General features: G+C 73.7%; 12 protein-coding genes. 5 read left to right on the top strand and 7 right to left on the bottom strand.

Translation table 11 applies throughout. The features are described from left to right. Window positions 1–5: 5 nt before the first annotated feature. Together Aiant_RS38165 and Aiant_RS38160 are read right to left on the bottom strand one after the other, a co-directional pair. Window positions 6–890, bottom strand: coding sequence for a serine hydrolase domain-containing protein (locus tag Aiant_RS38165; protein WP_189331402.1), 885 nt, complete (start codon window positions 888–890; stop codon window positions 6–8). 41 nt (window positions 891–931) lie between these two features. Beyond that, the gene (locus Aiant_RS38160; RefSeq protein ID WP_189331403.1) at window positions 932–1,483 is read right to left on the bottom strand and encodes a CGNR zinc finger domain-containing protein; all 552 of its coding nucleotides are present in this window, start codon (window positions 1,481–1,483) and stop codon (window positions 932–934) included. A gap of 70 nt (window positions 1,484–1,553) precedes the next feature. Here Aiant_RS38160 and Aiant_RS38155 point away from each other — a divergent pair, with 70 nt between their 5' ends. The 3 genes from Aiant_RS38155 (at window position 1,554) to Aiant_RS38145 (ending at window position 3,772) form a co-directional block, all read left to right on the top strand. Next, the gene (locus tag Aiant_RS38155) at window positions 1,554–2,522 is read left to right on the top strand and encodes an EamA family transporter (RefSeq protein ID WP_189331404.1); all 969 of its coding nucleotides are present in this window, start codon (window positions 1,554–1,556) and stop codon (window positions 2,520–2,522) included. A 484-nt stretch (window positions 2,523–3,006) separates the two neighbouring features. Further along, window positions 3,007–3,270 (top strand): ArsR/SmtB family transcription factor, encoded by a 264-nt coding sequence (locus Aiant_RS38150; protein WP_229830211.1) that lies wholly within the window; start codon window positions 3,007–3,009, stop codon window positions 3,268–3,270. Further along, a complete protein-coding gene (locus tag Aiant_RS38145) occupies window positions 3,260–3,772 on the top strand; it encodes an SRPBCC family protein (RefSeq protein WP_189331406.1) in 513 nt (170 codons plus the stop codon). Before Aiant_RS38150 ends, Aiant_RS38145 begins: the two co-directional genes overlap by 11 nt. A 233-nt stretch (window positions 3,773–4,005) precedes the next feature. On the opposite strand, the gene Aiant_RS38140 is transcribed toward Aiant_RS38145, so the two are convergent. The 4 genes from Aiant_RS38140 to Aiant_RS38125 all read right to left on the bottom strand — a co-directional run bounded on the left by Aiant_RS38140 (window position 4,006) and on the right by Aiant_RS38125 (window position 7,618). Beyond that, window positions 4,006–4,686, bottom strand: a complete 681-nt coding sequence (locus Aiant_RS38140) for a GOLPH3/VPS74 family protein (RefSeq protein ID WP_189331407.1) — start codon at window positions 4,684–4,686, stop codon at window positions 4,006–4,008. Window positions 4,687–4,696: 10 nt separating this feature from the next. Then, window positions 4,697–5,686 (bottom strand): acetamidase/formamidase family protein, encoded by a 990-nt coding sequence (locus Aiant_RS38135; protein WP_189331408.1) that lies wholly within the window; start codon window positions 5,684–5,686, stop codon window positions 4,697–4,699. Next, the gene (locus Aiant_RS38130) at window positions 5,679–7,088 is read right to left on the bottom strand and encodes an APC family permease (protein ID WP_189331409.1); all 1,410 of its coding nucleotides are present in this window, start codon (window positions 7,086–7,088) and stop codon (window positions 5,679–5,681) included. Before Aiant_RS38130 ends, Aiant_RS38135 begins: the two co-directional genes overlap by 8 nt. Window positions 7,089–7,279: 191 nt before the next feature. Next, entirely contained in the window at window positions 7,280–7,618 is a 339-nt protein-coding gene (locus Aiant_RS38125) for a hypothetical protein (protein ID WP_189331410.1), read from the bottom strand. Window positions 7,619–7,721: 103 nt separating this feature from the next. Here Aiant_RS38125 and Aiant_RS38120 point away from each other — a divergent pair, with 103 nt between their 5' ends. Beyond that, on the top strand, window positions 7,722–9,668 hold the full coding sequence (locus Aiant_RS38120) for a SpoIIE family protein phosphatase (protein ID WP_189331411.1): 1,947 nt from the start codon (window positions 7,722–7,724) through the stop codon (window positions 9,666–9,668). Here the strand turns inward: Aiant_RS38120 and Aiant_RS38115 are convergent. Continuing rightward, window positions 9,665–12,388, bottom strand: coding sequence for a helix-turn-helix transcriptional regulator (locus Aiant_RS38115; protein ID WP_189331412.1), 2,724 nt, complete (start codon window positions 12,386–12,388; stop codon window positions 9,665–9,667). The genes Aiant_RS38120 and Aiant_RS38115 overlap by 4 nt on opposite strands. A gap of 106 nt (window positions 12,389–12,494) precedes the next feature. Between Aiant_RS38115 and Aiant_RS38110 the strand changes: the two genes are divergently transcribed. Further along, a complete protein-coding gene (locus tag Aiant_RS38110; protein ID WP_229830304.1) occupies window positions 12,495–15,302 on the top strand; it encodes an AAA family ATPase in 2,808 nt (935 codons plus the stop codon). Window positions 15,303–15,508 lie beyond the last annotated feature (206 nt).

Raw genomic sequence — 15,508 nt, 5'->3', positions numbered from 1 at the left:
GCCCGCTACTCGAGGTAGGGCCGCACAGCCCCGGGTCCGGTCGCATCGGTGTTGCTGAGCAGCACGACGCGCCGGCCGGTCGACGGGACGCAGCCGATGAACGCCTTGAACCCCGCGTTGTCCCCACTGTGCTGCCACCAGGGACGCCCGGCGACCGTGCCGGTGAAGACGCCGTAGCCGTACCCGGTCGCCAGCGGATCCGCGAGCCCGGTCGGCACCCGCTCGGTCAGCATCAGGGCGCGGTGCCGCTCACTCAGCAACCGGCCGGTCCGCACCGCGTCGATCCAGGTCAGCATGTCGGCGGCGGTCGACCACAGGTCCCCGGCGCCCATCCCGACGACGTCCAGCTCCCAGCTCGGCACCGGCTTCCCGTCCGCGTCGTGCCCGTCCGCCACATCCGGCTGCCCGTCCGGCATCCCGGCGAACGTGCCGGTCAGCCCCAGCGGCTCGAAGATCCGCTCGGCGAGGAAGCGGCGGTAGGGCCGGTCGGCAGCCCGCTCGGCGATGTGTGCCGCCAGCACGTAGGCCGGGCTGCTGTACCGCCACGGGCCGCCGGGCGCGTGCACCAGCGGCTCCCGGAACACGGCGGCCAGCATCTCCGCCGGCTCGATGCGCAGGGACAGGTCGATCCCGGGATAGTCCTCCCAGTGCCCGATCCCGGAGGTGTGCGTGAGCAGCTGGTCCACCGTGATGTCGCGCCACTGCTGCGGGCACTCGCCGAACCAGCGCCCGAGCCGATCGTCGAGCCCGACCCGGCCGTCCTCCACCAGCATCAGCACGGCCGCGGCGGTGAACTGCTTGCTGATCGAGGCCAGCTGATACCGCGTCGCCGTGGTGTCGTCGACGAGGATGTCCGCGCCTTGCCGCACCAGGATCTCGGTCCGCACCATGCGGCCACCCTAGCGGCGCGTGTCGATCGTCGCCGGGTCGCTCAGGCCTCGGTCCGGCGGGCCCGGAAGGCGACCATGTTCATCCGGTTGCCGCAGCGGACCGAGCAGAAACGCTTGGAGCCGTTGCGGGACAGGTCGACGAAGACGCCGACGCAGTCGTCCGCCGCGCAGACCCGCAGGCGACCGGTTTCGTTCATCCGGATCACGTCGATGAGGGCGAGCGCGGCCTCCACCCGGATGCGCTCGGCCAGCGGCGCGTCCTGCTCGGTGGCGTGGATGTGCCAGTCCGATCCGTCGTGGCGGGTCAGGTAGGGCAGCGCGCGGGCCTCGCGCAGCATCCGGTTCACCACCGGGACCGCCTCGTCGCGCCCGAGCGTCCACACCTCCCGGATCTGCTCCCGAGTCTGCCGGACCTCCCGCACCTCGGCCTCGTCCCGGTCGATCCGCCCGGAGAACTTGCACGTCTCCAGGAGTCTGGCCAGGTCGGCAACGGTGGCAAGCTCGTCGTCGCCGGAGCGGGAGGCGCCCGCGGCGGTGTTGGCGAGCGCCACGGCGAATGCCAGCGCCTCCTCCGTGTCAGGGGCAAACAGCAATTTGACTCCTCACTTCGGCGGGCCTAGCGTCAGGGATGTAGCAAATTTAGCCCATGACAGAGGAGTCGTCGTGAAGCTCACGCCGCAGTCCACCGGGCTGGCCGCCGCGGTCGTGTCGGCCGCCTCGTTCGGCACGTCCGGCGCATTCGTCAAGCCGCTGCTGGAGGCCGGGTGGTCACCGGCCGCGGCGGTCACCGTCCGGGCCCTGAGCGCCGGGCTCCTGCTGCTGCCGTTCGTCCTGGTCGCCATGCACGGCCGCTGGGCGGCGCTGTGGCGGGCCCGCTGGCGGCTGCTCGGGATGGGCCTGATCGCCGTGGCGTTCACCCAGCTCGCCTACTTCGCGGCCATCCGCCGGGTCCCGGTCACCACCGCGCTGCTGATCGAATACCTGGCGCCGCTGCTCCTGGTCCTCTGGGCCTGGGCCACCACCCGCAAACTGCCCCGCCCGGCCGTGCTGCTCGGCTCGCTGCTCGCCGTCGGCGGCCTGGTCCTGGTGATCGGCCCCGGGGCGCTGCGCGCCGTCGACCCTCTCGGGTTGCTCCTGGCCTTCGCGGCCGCCGTCGGCTGCGCCGTCTACTTCGTGGTCGCGGCCCGGCCCGCCGACGGGTTGCCGCCGGTCGCGCTGGCCGGCGCCGGCCTCCTGCTCGGCGGGGCGACACTGGGCCTGCTCGGCCTCGTCGGCCTGGTCCCGATGAAGGCCACCTTCGGCGACGTGACCCTGCTCGGCGCGCAGGCCCCGTGGTGGCTGCCGCTGGCGGTCGTCGCGGTCTTCGGCACCGCGATCGCCTACGCGTCCGGGATCTTCGGCTCCGGCCGCCTCGGCTCCCGGCTGGCCTCCTTCGTCGGCCTGCTGGAGGTCATCTTCGCCTCGATGTTCGCCTGGCTGGTGGTCGGCGAGCACCTCACCCTGCTCCAGATCACCGGTGGCGCCCTGATCCTGGCCGGCATCGCGACCATCCCGGCCGAACAGCCCGGCACCACCATCACCCGCACCCGCGACCCGGAATCCTCGCAGGTCACGGCACCCTCTCGCCCCTGACCCCGATCCCGGTCCGCCGCCCGGCCCAGGCCGCTTCCCCCAAGAATCCACCGCTTTCGGTACGCCCAAAGCCCCCTCGCCGCCCCCTCCAGCCCCAGCACCTTTCCGCCCAGCCCGGCCCTCCCGCCGGCGTCTCCGCTCTGCCCCCGGGGTCTCGACCCGCCCCGGGTCTCCGGGCCACCTCCGGTGTCTTTGCCCAGCCCGGGGTCTCGACCCACCCCGGCCACTCTGCTTCACCCCGGTCCTCCGCCCTGCCCCAGCGCCTCCGCCCTGCTCCGGCGCCTCCGGCCCAGCCTCGGCCCGAGGTCTGCTCGCGGCGGCCGGGGGGCGGACCGACTCCGTAAGCCCGGTCGCGCCGCTCTGGGCGTACCCGAAGCGGGTCTTTGGCTTTTATAACGTTGCTTTTATATGAGCGTTTCGTGATACTGGGCTTGTGGATGTCTTTGACGCGCTGGCGGATCGGACTCGGCGGGGGGTGCTCGACATGCTGGTTGTCCGGGAGCGGTCAGCCGGTGAGCTGGTGGCCGCGTTCCCTGAGTTGACGCAGCCGGCGGTGTCGCGGCATCTGCGGGTGCTGCGGGAGGCCGGGCTGGTCGAGGTGCGGACGCAGGCGCAGCGGCGGATCTACACGCTGCGGGCCGACCGGCTGTCCGAGGTCGACACCTGGCTGGAGCAGTACCGGCAGTACTGGGCGCGTCACCTGGACGCGATCGAGACGCACTTGAGGGGAATCGACGATGACCGTTGACGATCAGCTGGGCCGGTGGGAGACGGACGGCGACGCGGCGACGATGACGTTCCGGCGGCGGTTGCCGTTCCCGATCGACGCGGTGTGGAGCGCGATCACCGATCCCGGGCAGCGAGCGGCCTGGTTCGGCGAGACGACGATCGACCCGGCGACGGGCGGGGAGATCACCATGATGCCGACGGATCCGCCGGCAGCACCGGAGGCCAAGCGGATGACCGGGCGGATCCTGGTGTGGCAGCCACCGGCCGGGAGCGGGACGGCCGTCTTCGAGCACGAGTGGCGGCAGCGGATCGTCGAGGACGGCGTGGTCCGCTACGAGCTGACCGCGGACGGGGACGGGACCGTGCTGGTCTTCACCCATCGCGGGCTCAGCGTGCGGAACGCGCAGGGGTTCATCCCGGGCACGCACGCGTTCCTCGACCGGCTCGCCGCGCATCTGGCCGCCGAGGAGATCCCGGACTGGGGCGGGCTCTACGGGCGGCTGGCCCCGGCCTACCGCTGACACGCGCGAGGCCGCCTCCCGGAATTCCGGTGGCGCTCATCCCGTCCGGACGCCGCCGAGCCGCCGTCCTGCGACCGAACCATCCGCATCACGCCAGGGCAGGCGAGCCGGCGACGACCGCCGACAGGTGTGCCCGACCGGGCACGGCCGCCGCGCCGCGCCGGGTGGACGTCGGACCGTGGCTCCGGGCGTACCGAAAGAGGAATGCGGTCATCCCCGGGCTGCGGGCCGGTTCACATCATGGCGGAGGTGGCCAGGTCCTGGATGACCGTGCGGACCGCGGCGGCGACCGCCGGGGCCTGCCCGACCGGGTGCCCGGCCGCGTTCTCCGGCAGGTCGCGGATCACCCGCTGGAGCAGTGGCTCGACCTCGGACCGGGTGCCCCGGACCAGCACGCTGTGCAGGCCCAGCGCCGACACCAGCGCGCACAGGCTGTCGGCCTCCGGGGACGGGCCGTCGCGGCCCTCCATCCGGTAACCGACGCGGGCGCGGGCGCGGACCGCGATGCCCTCGTGGGCGATCGCGTACTCGCGGCCCTTGCGCCAGCGGCGCGGCGGGCCCTCCACGATCACGCCCTTGTGCACCATCGCCGCGGTGGTGCGTTCGTACAGCCCACCGGCCGCGGCGCGGATCAGCACCGGCAACGCCGGGCCCGGGGCCTTTTCCATGATCAGGGCCAGCACGTCGTCGGTGATCGGGTCACCGGTGGAGGAGCGCTGGAACCAGTCCGGGCGCAGCGTCCCGGACTCGACCGTCACCCGCTGGGCGATCAGGAGATCCATCACCGTCGCGCCGGCCAGGCCGGCGGACAGGGCCGGCAGATGCAGGTGAGGCCGCATCTGCCGGGTCTCGTCGTGGGCCAGAAGATAGAACTGCTCACGTACGAGGGTCGGGTCGAGTCCGGGACGCCACATGCTCCGTCTGTCAGCCGTTTCGCAGTCGCTCGTGGATGCCGCTGTATGCGGTCACCCCGGGAAGATACCGCTTGTCGATGCCCGCGCTCATCACGTACTGCGGGTCGACCACGTTGCCGGCGCGGGCGCTGGTCGTCTGGGAGACCAGTTGGTACGCGTCGAGCAGGTCCAGCCCGGTCAGCTGCGCGACGTGCCGGACCAGGTCATCCTGGCTGATCCGGAACGCGTCCTCGAGCGGCCGGGCCGCGCCCAGCGACACCAGCTGGGTGTCGGTCTCCAGGCGCGGGGTGCCGGTCGGTATGCCGGAGATCACGTCGACGCGGATGGTGACGTCCATGGCGACCTCGACCGCCACGCCGCACACCTCGCCGTCGCCCTGCCGGGCGTGCCCGTCGCCGAGCGCGAGCAGCGCGCCCGGCACGTTCACGCCGAGGTACAGCGTGGCGCCCGGGCCGAGCAGCGGGGTGTCCAGGTTGCCGCCGTGCACGTCCGGGACGATGGTCTGGCGGACCTCGTTCGCGGCCGGCGCGACGCCGACCGTGCCGAGCATCGGGGCCAGCGGCAGGTCGACCGTGAAGTCGCTGTTCCGGGCCTGGTACCGGACCGTCTGCGCGGCCAGGTCGATGTCGTAGAGCCAGACCCGCTCCTCCAGAGGCGCCTGGAGCGTCCGCGTGTACCCGGTCGAGGTCAGCGCCCCGAAGTGCGGGAACGTCGAGGAGATCCCGACCGGCGAGGCCGGGGTCAGCGCCACCACGTGCACGGCCAGGGTGTCGCCCGGCTGGGCCCCCTCGACGTACAGCGGTCCGGTGACCGGGTTCAGGTACGGGAACTCGCACACCTGGCTGGGCAGGTCGTCCACCGTGCGCACCTTGCCGCCGAAGCAGTCCAGGGTGCGCAGCGTGACCGTGTCGCCCGGCTTGACCGACGCGATCGCCTCGCGCCCGCCGAACGTGTAGCCGTACTGTCCGGGGTCCGCCGGGAGGTGCAGCGGCTCAGACATTCTCGACCGCCTTCGCGGGGGTCAGCGGCTCGTCGTCGCCGGGCACCTCGGGCAGGGTCGGCTTGCGGCCGGTGGCGAGCAGCACGACCAGCACCACCGCGCCGACGGCGAGCCAGATCAGGCCGACGGTCTGGGCCAGCAGGTTGCCGTTCCAGATCACCGCGATCAGCACGATCGCGCCGAGCACCGGTACCAGCAGGTTGTTGAAGAGGCTGCCCTGGCGGCCGTTCTTGAACCACTCCCAGATCACGCAGACGTGCAGCACGATGAACGCGATCATGGCGCCGAAGTTGACCATGGCGCTCATCAGCGTGATGCCGTCGTCGCGGCTGGCCATCCAGAGGCCGATGCCGAGCGAGATGGCGGCGGTGGTGAGGATCGCGTTGGTCGGCACCGAGCGGGTCAGCGACACCCGGGAGAGGAACTTGGGCAGCTGCCCGTCCCGGGACATCGCCATCAGCAGGCGGCTGGTGGCCACCTGGGCGACCATGTTGTTGGCGATACCCCAGGCCAGCGCGGTGGCGAGCGCGGTCAGCTTGGCGAGCCAGGCGCCACCGGCGACCTCGGCCGCGTCGTAGAACGCGGAGCCCGCCGGGTCACCGTTGGCGATCAGCCCGGCCGGGTCCGGCACCAGCAGCGCCGCGACGTAGGTCTGCGCGACGAACAGCACGGCGACGACGATCAGCGACAGGTACATGGCGCGGCGGATCGTCCGGGCGCCGTCCGCGGCGTCCTCGGCGAGCAGGCCCAGCGCGTCGAAGCCGAGGTAGGACAGCATGCCGATGGAGACGCCGCCGAGCACCAGCGCCCAGGTGAAGCTGGTGCTGCCGTTGTAGAACGGGTCGAGGCTGAAGCCGTGGCCCTTGCCGTCCGCGATCGCCTTCAGGCCGAAGATCAGGAAGATCACCAGGATGACCAGCTCGGCCGCGAGGAAGAACCAGTTGAGCAGCTTGGTGGTCTTGATCCCGAGCACGTTCGTCACGGTGTTCACCAGGACGAAGATGATCACCCAGGCCCAGACCGGGACGCTGGTCACGATCGAGTTCATCGCGGCGCCGGCGACCAGCGAGAGCAGCAGCGGGATGCAGACGTAGTCGAGCAGGATGGCCCAGCCGGTGAGGAAGCCGACGGCGGGTGCGATCGCCCGGCCGGCGTAGCCGTATACCGAGCCGGCCACCGGGTACTTCTTGACCATGACGCCGTACGACGAGGCGGTGAGGAGCATCGCGACCGCGCCGACCACATAGGCGAGGGCGACCATGCCACCGCTGGCCTGGAACACGCTGCCGAAGATGCCGAACGGCGCGATCACCACCATGAAGACCAGGCCGTACGCGATCAGGTCGCGGATCCGCAACTCGCGCCGCAGTTGCTGCTGGTAACCAAATTTATCGATGGACATGCGGCAGGGTCACCTTCTTCCCTCGGATACTGCGCGCGCGGCGGACCTCGCTGCGGGCACGGCAAATCACCGCGCAGGCATGGGCCTGAGCGGGCAGTGTTGCGTCTAAGATGGATCAAGCAGAAGCGACGCTAGTAAATACCTTGATCATGATGGGATGCAAGGGTCACCCAGCAAGGTTCCTAAGAGATTTACAAGCTGCGTCGTCGCCAGGGCCACCGGGCCGGTCGGCGGTACAACTCGTCGAGCCGGTCGTCGACCACCGTGCGCACCCCGGCCAGCGCGATCACCAGCATCTCGCGGAGCCCGGCGCAGGTCCGGCACTCCGCCCGATCGCACTCCTGCCGGTGCTCCAGGGCGGTCATCACCAGACGCTGGGCGAGCATGCCGGAGACGTGGGCGCGCTGTGCCCAGGCCGGGCGGTCCTCGATGTCGGCGCGCCAGCGCCGCACGTCCTCCTCGGTCACCCCGTAGCGCTCGGCGGCCTTGCTGACCTGGGCCAAAGCGTTCTGCACGTCGGCCTCGGACACCAGCGAACCCCCGTGGCCTCGAAGTGATGGGCTCGCATCATATCGCCCTGTCGACATTCATCGAAGTAGTAGGATTCCGTACATTCCTGACAAAGGCGGTGGGATGGACGACCGGACGGGTGAGGCCGACGCCGTACGGGAGGTCTTCGAGTCGTCCCCGATCCTGCTGTGCGGACTGGCCGGCCCGGACCACCGGGTGATCGCCGCGAACGCGGCCTACCGCACCGCGACGGGCCGCGACGACCTCCTCGGCCGGCCGGTGATCGAGGTGTTCCCGGAGATCGCCGGCCAGCAGCTGTACGAGATGGCCGACCGCGTCTATCGGACCGGCGTCCCGCAGGCCGGGCAGGGCTGGCGCGCCCACCTGGAACGCGAGCCCGGCTCCGGCCGCCTCGTCGAGATGTACGTGGACTTCACCGTCTCCCCCAGGTTCGGCCCGGACGGCCGGGTCGCCGGGCTGAACTACGTCGGCATGGACGCCACCGACCGGGTCCTGGAGCAGCAGGGCGCCCGCCTGGAGGCCACCGAGGCGGCCCGCCGATACGAGGAGGCCCGCGAGGTCATCACCGCGCTGCAACGGCAGCTGCTGCCGGCCGGCCTTCCGGTGCTGCCGGCCGCGCAGATCGCCGGCAGCTACCTGCCGGCCGACGCCGGGGACGCCGCGGGCGGCGACTGGTTCGACGCCGTCCCGGTCTCCGGCGGCCGGATCGCGCTGGTCGTCGGCGACGTGGTGGGGCACGGCGTGGCCGCCTCGGCCGCGATGGGCCAGCTGCGGGCGGTGCTGCACGACCGGCTCGACGAGTCCGGCGACCCGCTGGTCGCGATCGCCGCGGCCGACCGGATGGCCCGCCGGCTGCCCGGCGCCCGGGCCGCGACGGTCTGCGTCGCGGTGCTCGACCCGGCCGGCGGCGCGCTGGCCTACTGCTCGGCCGGGCACCCGCCACCGCTGATCGCCGGCCCGGACACGGCCCGCTACCTGTCCTGCGCCGGGACCGGCGCGCTCGGCACCGGCGCCACGTACGCCCTGTCCACCGACCGCCTGGAGCCCGGCGAGGTGCTGCTGCTCTACAGCGACGGCATCGTCGAGCGGCCCGGGCGTACCCCGGGCGCCGCCACCGCGGAGCTGGCCCAGGTCGCCGTCGACGCGGTCGCCGGGCGCGGCCTCGACGACCCCGGGCTCACCGCCGCCGAACGGGTCTGCCTGCACAGCCTGGAGCTGCTCGTCCGGCAGACCGGGCACACCGACGACATCACCCTGCTCGCCGCGCGCCGCCGCCCACCGGTGCCGCCGCTGCGGCTGGAGCTGCCCGCCGACGCCGGCGCGATCCGTCCGGCCCGCGACGCGCTGGTGCGCTGGCTGCTCGACCAGGGCGCCGGCGAGGCCGATTTCGCCACGCTCACCCACGCCGTCGTCGAACTGGTCACCAACGCCGCCGAGCACAGCCACCCGGACTCGCCGGACGGCGCGGTCACGGTCACCGCCGACCTGCTGACCAACGGGACGGCCCGGCTGGTCGTCGCCGACGACGGCCACTGGCGGCACCGGGCGCGGCCCGCCGCCGCGGGGTTCCGCCGCGACCACGGCATCGGGCTGGCGATGACCGCCGGGCTGGTCGACGAGCTGCGGATCGACCGGGACGGGCCGGGCACCACGGTCACCGTCGGCCACCGGATCTCGGCGCCGGCCACCCTGCTGAACGCCGGCGAGATCAGCCGGGGCGCGGCGTACCGGCCCGCCGAGCAGGACGAGGCCGCCGGCTTCCGGATCAGGGCGACCCCGGCCGGCAGCCGGCTCGCCATCCACGGGCCGCTCGACGCGACCGGCGCCGAGCAGCTCACCGGCGAGCTGCGGCGGCTCACCCTGGGCGGCACCCACGAGCTCACCGTCGACCTGTCCGCGGTCACCCACCTGGCCAGCGCCGCGATCGCGGTGCTGTACCGGACCGCCGGACCGGCCCGGCTCTACGCCCCGGCCGGCAGCGTCGCCCAGCACGTGCTCAGCGTGGCCGGCCTGCCGCACACCACCGACGACCCGGACCAGGACGTCTAGAGCACCCGGCCGAGTTCGCGCCGCGAGGCGATGCCGAGCTTCCGGAACACCTTGCGCAGGTGGTAATCGACCGTGCTGGTGCTGACGAACAGACGCTCGGCGATCTCCGGGTTGGTCAGCCCGTCCCGGGCCAGCGCCGCGATCGCCGCCTCCTGCGTGGTCAGGTCCCCGGCGCTGTCCGCGTCCCGCCGCCGCGCGGTCTCGCCGGCGGCCTGCAACTCCAGCCGGGCCCGCTCGGCGAAGGCCGGCGCGCCCATGTCCTCGAACCCGGTCAGGGCGGCCCGCAGCGCCTCCCGGGCGTCCTTGCGCCGCCGCTGCCGGCGCAGCCACTCGCCGTACAGCAGGTACGCCCGGGCGGTGTCGCCGACCGCCGCGGTCTCCCCCAGCGTCTTGATCGCGGACAGGAACAGCGGCTCGGCCTCCCCGGCCGGGGCCAGCAGCGCCCGCGACCGGTCGAGCAGGCCCAGCGCCCACGGCGTGCCGCTGATCGTCGCCCGCTCGGTGAGCAGCGCCAGCGCGGACGCCGCCCGGTCCCGGTCGTCGGCGTACGCGGCCGCCTCCACCAGATCCGGCAGCACCCGCGTGTACGAACCCACGTAGTCCCGGCCGACCAGCTCCCCGGCCACCACCGCGGCCGCCGCGAAGTTGCCCTGCCCCAGCTCCAGCACGATCCGGCCGATGACCGCGATGCCGACCGCGGCGCCCATGCCGAGCCACGCCCCGGCCTGTTCGGCCCGCTCGATCCGCTCCCGCGCGTCCTGCGGCGCGCGCCAGCCGACCTGCTCGGCGCTGCGGTACACCTCCCACATGTACGGCGTGCCGGCCACCGCGCTGCGCAACTCGGCCACCTCCAGCAGCAGCTCGTCGGCCGCGTCGAGGCGGCCCAGCGCGGTCTCGTGCAGCGCCGTCGAGTACAGCGCCATCTCCAGCAGTTGCAGCGCGCCGGTGCGCCGGGCCACCCCGGCCGCCCGGTGCAGGATGCGTTCCCGGACCCGGTCCTCCCAGAACCGGGTGCACGCGGTGATCCCCGGGGTGAAGTGGCTGAGCATGTCCGCGTCGGCCACGTCGCCGCCGGCCAGCGCCGCGGTGGCCCGGCGCAGGATCGGCGCGCCCGCCGCGTAACCGTCCACGATCGACGTGCCGAACCCGTCGAGCAGCAGGTCGGTGACCGTCTCGCCGCGCCCCTCACGGGCCACCGACACCTCGGCGACCCGGCGCAGGTCGGCGCCCTCGGTCAGGTGCTCGGCCCGCAGCCCGTAGTCCAGCGCGTCGAACAGCGCGGTGCGGGCCTGCTCCGGGTCGCCGGCGCGGAACGCCTGGTACGCGGCCACGCAGGTGGTCGCCACCGTCGCCATGCCCCGCTCGCCACCGAGCGCCATCGTGGTGCGCGCCCGCAGCATCAGCCTGGTGCCCTGCCCGGTGCTGGAAAGCAGGTCGGCGTCGATCGCGGTGAGCAGCGCGTCCGCCTGGGTCGGGCCGCCCGAGGTGAGCGCGGCCTCGGCGGCGGCGAGCAGCCGGCCGGCCCGGTCCCGCTCGTCCGGAGTGAGCTCGGCGGCACGGGCCAGGAAGGTGGCCCGGGCCGCGTATCCGCCCCGGCCCGCGGCCCGGCCGGCCGCCGACACCAGGTCGGCCGCGACGTCCTCGTCCGGTTGCAGGGCCGCCGACGCTCGGTGCCAGGCGCGCCGGTCGGCGTCCGCGGACCGGGTGGTCGCGGCGGCCAGGGCCTGGTGGACGCGGCGGCGCTCGGTGCTGGTCGCGCCGCCGTACACCGCCGAGCGGACCAGCGGGTGCCGGAACCGGACCGCCGGGCCGAGCGTGACGAGCCGGGCGCGCTCCGCCTCGTCGGCCGCTTCCGGGGTGACGCCCAGCTCGGCGGCGGCGCTCGTGACGTACCCCAAATCTCCCTGCGGCTCCGCGGCCGCGACCAGAAGCCAGCGCTGGGTGGCCGTCGCGAAGCGGCGGACCTGGGCCAGATAGTGCGCCTCGAGCCGGGAGCCGATCGGCAGCGGCTCGGGCAGCAGCAGCGCACCGGCCAGCTGGTTGCCGGTCAGCGTCCCGGACAGGTCGGTGATCGCCAGGGGGTTGCCGCGGGTCGCGCTGACGATCCGGGCCGCCACCTTCGGATCGACCGCACCGCTGACCACCGAGCCGAGCAGGTCCAGGGCGTCGGCCGGTGGCAGTCCCTCGACCACGATCTCCGGCAGACCGTCGAGGACGGCCACGTCGGCGGTGCCGGTGCGGACCGTGAACACCAGACCGATCCCCTCGGCGTGCACCCGGCGGGCCACGAAGGCCAGCACGTTCAGCGACTCCCGGTCCAGCCACTGGATGTCGTCCACACAGCACAGCACCGGCCCGCGCGCGGCCACCGCGGCCAGCAGCGACAGCACCGCGAGACTCACCAGGAACCGGTCCGGCGCCGGACCGTCGGCCAGCCCGAAGGCCACCGACAGCGCTTCGCGTTGCGCCTCCGGCAAACCATCGAGATCTTTCGCGTACGCGATGAGCAGCCGATGCAACGCCGCGAACGGAAACTCCGCCTCCGCCTCGACCCCGGAAACCCTGAGTTTTTCCGGTGCCCGCGCGGCCACCGCGTCCAGCAGCGCGGTCTTGCCGATCCCGGCCTCCCCGCGCAGCACCACCACCTCGCTCATCCCGCCCCGGATCCGCTCCAGCAGAGCGTCCAGAGCGGCCAGTTCTCTCTCGCGTCCCCGCAGCACGGCGGCAGACTACGTGATTCGCGCCGATGACTACGCGGTCGACAGTGACGACTACGCATTTCTCCGCCGCGCACCACGCTCCCGGCCACTTAGCGTGATCGCTGTGATGGAGTTGCATGGCCGTGACCCCGAGCTGGCCGCCGTCGACCGGTTGCTCGCGCACGCACGGGACCGGCGCGGTGGCGCGGTGGTGGTCCGCGGGCACCCCGGGATCGGCAAGACGATGGTGCTCAGCGCGGCCCGCCGCAGCGCCGAGGCGGCCGGCATGACGGTGCTCACCACCAACGGCGCGGAGGCCGAGTCGGCGCTGCCGTTCGCCGGCCTGCACCAGTTGCTCGCTCCGCTGCTCGGCGACCTGCCCGCGCTCACCCCACGGTTGCAGAGCACCCTGCGCGGGGCGTTCGGGTTGCAGGACTCGCGGCCCGACCTGTTCACCGTCGGCCTGGCCGTGCTGGAGCTGCTCGGCGACCGGGCGGCCCGGACCCCGCTGCTGATCGTGGCCGAGGACGCGCACTGGCTCGACCCGGAAACCCTAGACGTGCTGGTCTTCGTGGCCCGCCGGCTGACCGCGGAGCCGATCGCCGCGCTGATGGCGGTCCGCGCCCAGCACACCGGGGTGCTCTCCGGCACCGGCCTGTCCCAGCTCCTGCTGGCCGAACTGGACGCCGAGGCGGCCGGCCGGGTGCTCGCCGACCACGCACCCGGCCTGGCCCCCGGCCTGCGGGACCGGATCCTGGCCGAGGCCGCCGGGAACCCGCTCGCGCTGGTCGAGTTGCCCCGGGTGCTGACCGTCGACGCCGGGGAGTTGCTGCCGCTCAACGAGCGCCTCGAATCGGCGTTCGCCGACCGGTACGCGCAGCTGCCGGCGCCGACCCGGGCGGTCGTCGCGGCGTTCTCCGCGGACACCGGCTGCGCCCTGCCCGCCCTGCTCGCTGCCGCGCGGGCGCTGACCGGCGCACCGGTCCAGGCCGGCGCGATCCAACCGGCCATCGACGCCGGGCTGGTCCAGATCCAGGACCGGCGGCTGCGGTTCCGGCACCCGCTGGTCCGGTCCGCGGTCTACCGGGCGGCAGGCGACATCGCCCGGCTCACCCTGCACGCGGCACTCGCCGACGGGCTGGCCGACGACCCGGACCGGCGCGCCTGGCATCGCAGCGCCGCCACCCTCGGCACCGACGAGCAGGTCAGCGCGGACCTCGTGGCGGCCGCCGAGCGGGCCCTGGAACGTGGCGCGCTCGGCGTCGCGGTCACCGACCTGGACCGGGCCTCCGAGCTCACCGCCGACCCGGCCCGCCGCTCGTCGCTGCTGCTGCGCGCCGCCGAACTCGCCTCCCAGCTGCTCGACCGGCAGATCGCGGTGCGGCTGACCGGCAAGGCGGAATCCGCCAGGGCCGACCCGGCCCAGGGCGACGCCGCCGACCGGGCCCGGCTCGCCCTGGTCCGGGAGATCGTCGACCCCGGCGACTTCCGCGACAGCGGCCGCCTCGACCTGCTCTGCGACCTGGCCCTGGCGGCGCTCGCCGACGGATTCCCGCAACTGGCCGCCACGCTGTGCTTCCGGGCGGCGTCCCGCTGCTGGTGGGCCGGGCTGCCGCCGGAGGCCGGCGCCCGGGTCACCGCGGTGCTCGGCAAGCTCGGGCTGGCCGCCGACGATCCGGCCGCCCTCGCCATCGCCGCATATGCCCAGGTGGACGTGCACGGACCCGCCGTCCTCCGGCAGCTGCCCAGCCTGGTCCCGGACCGCAGCGACGTGGACGGGATGCGGTTCCTCGGCGGTGCCGCGCTGATCCTCGGCGACTTCGTCACCGCGTCGTCGTTCATGGGCACCGCCACGGCCGGATACCGGTCGCAGGGCCGGGCCGCGCTGCTGGCCCGCAACCTGTCCTCGACCGGGTTCATCCGGCTCTGGCTGGGTCGCTGGCCGGCCGTCCGCGCCGACCTGGAGGAGGCCGAGTCGCTCGCCGAGGAGATCGGCGACCACTTCTGGATCGTCGCGGCCCGCTCCGCCCAGGCGCTCCTCGAAGCCATGTGCGGCAACCATGAGACCGCGGTCCGCCTCGCCGACTCGGTGCTGGCGAGCCCGCTCGTGGTCGGGGTCCGCTTCGTCGCGCAGGCCGCACAGCACGCCCGCGGGATGGCCGCGAACGCCGCGGGCCGCCACGACGAGGCCCTCGACCTGCTGCTGCGGGTCTTCGACCCGAGCGACGACACCCACCACCCGGACATGTGCGGCTGGGCCCTGCCCGACCTCGCGGACGCGGCGGTCCGCTCGGCCCGCCACGAAACAGCGGTCCGCTCCGCGCGCCACGACCCAGCGGTCCGCTCCGCGCGGCACGACCCAGCGGTCCGCTCCGCGCGGCATGACGCGGTCCGGGCGATCCTCGCGGTCGCGGCCGAGCGCGCGGCCCGCTTCCCCTCACCGATGCTGCACCGATCCTTGGCGTACGCCGAAGCCGTGCTCGCCCCGGAGCGGGACGCCGCATCCGCTTACCGCAAGGCCTTGTCGATGGATCTCGCGGCCTGGCCGGTGCACCGGGCCCGGCTGCAACTCGCCTACGGTGCCTGGCTACGCCGTGAGCGCCGCATCCTGGAGTCCCGGATCCCGCTGCGGGCGGCCCGCGACGGCTTCGACGCACTCGGCGCCGCCGCCTGGGGCCGGCTGGCCCGCGAGGAACTGCGCGCGGCCGGTGAGGAGAGCGCGGGCCGAGCCACCCCGTCCGGCGAACAGCTCACCCCACAGGAACTCCAGACCGCCCTGCTCGCCGCGGCGGGCTTGACCAACCGCGAGATCGGCCAGCGCCTGTTCATGTCCCACCGCACGGTCAGCTCCCACCTGTACCGCATCTTCCCCAAGCTCGGCGTCACCAACCGAGCCCAGCTCCGCGCCGCCCTCGACGCCCTCCCCCACGACTGACCAGCCGTCCCCAAAGCCCCTACCCAGCCCGCCCACAGTCCCCCGACCACCAGCCCGACACCCCCAGCTGGACCTCACGGCCCTATCCAGGCTCGGAATAGGGCCGTGAGCACCAGCCCGACAACCCCGGCTGGACCTGACCGCCCCATCCAGGCCCGGGATAGGGCCGCGAGCGCCAGCCCGGTGACCGGGGCTGGACCTGACCG

Source organism: Actinoplanes ianthinogenes, from assembly GCF_018324205.1.
Lineage (GTDB): Bacteria > Actinomycetota > Actinomycetes > Mycobacteriales > Micromonosporaceae > Actinoplanes > Actinoplanes ianthinogenes.
Note: the sequence above shows the minus strand (reverse complement) of the source record. Positions and strands in the feature narration are given on the sequence as shown.